This window comes from Aneurinibacillus sp. UBA3580 (genome assembly GCF_002375825.1).
Taxonomy (GTDB): Bacteria; Bacillota; Bacilli; order Aneurinibacillales; family Aneurinibacillaceae; genus Aneurinibacillus; species Aneurinibacillus danicus.
Genome location: NZ_DFMZ01000052.1, coordinates 3,855 through 7,285, shown reverse-complemented (window position 1 = coordinate 7,285; position 3,431 = coordinate 3,855). Strand labels below are relative to the sequence as shown.

The following is a 3,431-nucleotide window of genomic DNA, read 5'->3' as shown; positions in this document are numbered from 1 at the left end:
CCATGGCATCTCAGCCGCAACCCCGGCATGAAAATCATGGGAAGGGCGGCTGACTTTTGTGGTACGAAGGAAAAGAGAGGAAAGAAGGAGGAGAGAATTTCAATGGTGAAAAAGGCGAACGCCTTTTTCTTACCCGGATCTTATTTCCTCTTTCCCTTCCTTCTTTTCTCATGATTTTCACAGAAAAAAATACCCGGATTACAAATGACCTGAGATGCTGTAATTACCATAGCGACGGGAGATAAGGAGGGACAGTCATGCCTTTGGGCTATTTTTTAATATTTCTATCGGCGACAGGGTTTGGATGTATGCCCATTTTTGTTATCTACGCGTATGAAAATAACGTTAGTTTAACAACCATTTTATTTTTGCGCTTTGCCTTTGCTTCGATTTTTTTCTTTCTCTATTTACTTGTGAAAGTGAAAAAATGGCGGATTACCAAACATCATTTTGTATCTTTCCTTGTATTAGGCGGACTCCTTTATACCTTGCAGTCCTATTTTTATTTTTCATCCGTTAAATACATACCCGCCTCGTTGGCAGCTCTATTGTTATATTTGTATCCTGTGTTTGTCGCAATTCTTTCGTCTGTTGTTAACAAAGAAAAAGTATCCAAGCAATTGCTCATATCCATTCTCATTTCCCTATCCGGTATCGCTTTTGTGCTGGGTTCACCGACTGAAAATATCAATTTTACAGGTATTCTATTGGCTGTTGCTGCTGCCGTTGTGTATTCTTTTTATATCATCTTTGGCGGGCGGGTCGTTTCACAGGTCTCACCTGTAATCACCAGTGCTTTTATTGCGTTATTCGCCTCCCTCTCTTTTTTAATCGGCGGATTATACACCGGTACGCTGCACTTTGCATTCGCTCCCATGGGATGGCTTTCCATCGCGGGTATTGCTCTTTTTTCAAGTGTGATTGCCATGTTGACCTTTTTCGCTGGCATGAACATTACGGGTCCTACGAAAGCCTCCATTTTAAGCATGGTGGAACCCGTTATCACTGTTGGCCTTTCTACGTTGATGTTTCAAGAAAAAATGTCGATGTTACAAATGATAGGCGGCTTGATTGTTTTGGCAGGGGCTGTCCTTGTTGTATTATCTAGAGAGAAGGCGCCTCGTACGGAAGGGACGACGCTGTCCGGCTAGATTCAGACTGGTCGCCCTGAGTTCGGGGCTGTTAACAAGCTACTTGATAAACCGAAAAGACACGATGTAGGAATGGAGATAAAATGATCTTATCCTATTATCGTACCTTTTCATTAAAGAAGCACATCTCATAAGAGGCGTGCTTTCTTTTATAAACAGCATTTACAAAATTCAGATAATATATTACAATTGTCAGTAGCTGTATACTTGTATACAACTTAAAGATATCAACTAATCTTACGTACTACTTGATAGGAGCGTCGAATGGAAATGCAGTATCCCTCTTCTTGGCTGCAAGGGGCTTCGCTTGGTGAGCGGATTTCTTGCGAATTACGGTTGCAAATTATAAAGGGTGTCATTCAACCAGGTATAGTATTGTCCGAGAATCAGATTGCAGCGGAATTCGGCACAAGCAGATCGCCGGTGCGAGAAGCCTTGAAAACGCTCTCAACCGAAGGATTAATTCGTCTTGAACGCATGGGAGCCGTTGTCTTAGGCTTAACTTCGAAAGACATTGAAGAATTGTACGATGTTCGCTTTCTTATCGAAAATTTTGTTTTGCAGCGCCTTGCTAAAGACCCTCATGAAAATCTGGTCCCTACGCTCAATAAAATCATCGATAAAATGGAATTTGCTGCGAAGTATCATGATTATGTAGAGTTTTCCTACCAGGATTTGCACTTCCATGAAGTGATGATCGCAGCGGTCAACCACACAAGAATACTGCATTTATGGAACGGGATTCGGCATATTGTGCTTACAGCTCTGCTGGTGGCAACCGAAAAACGGTTCGCAAAAGATACGCAAGGAGCCGCAACCGTCATCAACAATCATCGTTCCATTGTAAACGCTCTAGTGTCAAAAGACGCTGCCTATATCGAAAAGATTGTGGAGGCGCATTTTGAAGATACACGAAAAACCGTCAGCGATAGTATTTTCCATACCGAATAGAAACCCGGTAAAACAAAGGAACCAGAAAAAGGGGGAGAACTTACATGGCTACATCTATGTGTTTTCTACCGAACATACACAGAACTGTGTAATCAATATCTAAATGGGAATGACAGTGATACCTGAGCTTCAGTGCTTTTCTTTTACACAACTTGTCGACAAGTATACAAGTAGTTGAGTGTAATTGTAGCACACGTTGTTTTCGCTTACTAGTAACTACATACACGCGTTGGAGGTGCACAAACATGACAATGATGAGAGCCGGATTGTATGTTTCTGAAAAAAACGTAACGATGGGTGAATTAGACAAGCCCAGATTAAACAAAGGGGAAGCGTTGGTAAAAGTGTCGTATGCCGGCATCTGTGGAACGGACATGATGATTTATTTTGGCAAGCACCCCAGAGCCAGAGCCCCTCTGGCAATGGGACATGAATTCAGCGGCATCATCGAGGACATTTATGGCAACTCTTCTTTTGCTCTGGGAGATAGAGTGGTAATCGAGCCTACCCTTAGCTGCGGAACATGTGAAGCCTGCATGTCAGGACAATCCCACGTATGTAAAACGCTGCGGCTCATCGGAATTGATGGCCACGGTGGATTTGCCGAATATGTAGCGGTGCCTCTGCACCGGCTTCACCTGATTCCTGAAACGCTCTCCGATGCCCATGCATCCCTGGCGGAGCCTCTCGCCGTAGCGGTTCACACGGTACGCCGTTCTTCGCTAAAGGTCGGGGACAACATTGTTATCCTGGGCGGCGGCCCGATTGGTCTGCTTATCGGATTGGTGGCCAAACGGGCGGGCGCCGAACAGGTGATTGTCTCTGACATTAGCCCATACCGTTTAGCAAAGGCAAAAGAGCTCGGATTGACTGCTTTGGACGCCAGAGAAGGCAATGTAAACGAAGAAGTGTTTGCGCTTACAAATAATATTGGAGCTGATATCGTTTTCGAAGTGGCTGGTGCACCGGCGACCGCCAAACAGATGACGGACATCGCGAGAATTCAGGGACAAATTGTCGTCGTCAGCGTGTTTAAACAGGCACCGGTGGTTGATTTAGCAGCCATGCATTTCAAAGAACTCTCTTTAATAACAACACGATGCTATAGTCGGAGCGATTTTGAAAAAGCAATCCGGATCATGGCAAACGGGATGATTGATGTATCCCCCATTATTTCGCACCAGCTTCCCCTCGAACAAATCGCTGAGGGATTTGCCTTAATGGAAAATCCGGATGTATCCTTAAAAATTCTCATTCACCCATAAAGAAAGGAAGTGCATATACATGGTACTCGATTTATTTAACCTTAATGGAAAAGTGGCAGCCGTG

Annotated in this window: 3 protein-coding genes; all 3 read left to right on the top strand. The window is 44.1% G+C overall.

Annotated elements, in window-relative coordinates; translation table 11 throughout:
* The first annotated feature begins 257 nt into the window (after positions 1–257).
* The 3 genes from B2899_RS08680 to B2899_RS08670 all read left to right on the top strand — a co-directional run bounded on the left by B2899_RS08680 (position 258) and on the right by B2899_RS08670 (position 3,367).
* Complete coding sequence (locus B2899_RS08680; RefSeq protein ID WP_286885114.1) at positions 258–1,151, top strand: DMT family transporter; 894 nt, start codon at positions 258–260, stop codon at positions 1,149–1,151.
* 270 nt (positions 1,152–1,421) lie between these two features.
* Positions 1,422–2,102, top strand: a complete 681-nt coding sequence (locus tag B2899_RS08675; RefSeq protein WP_286885116.1) for a GntR family transcriptional regulator — start codon at positions 1,422–1,424, stop codon at positions 2,100–2,102.
* A gap of 245 nt (positions 2,103–2,347) precedes the next feature.
* Positions 2,348–3,367, top strand: a complete 1,020-nt coding sequence (locus tag B2899_RS08670) for a zinc-dependent alcohol dehydrogenase (protein WP_246147306.1) — start codon at positions 2,348–2,350, stop codon at positions 3,365–3,367.
* Positions 3,368–3,431: the final 64 nt, after the last annotated feature.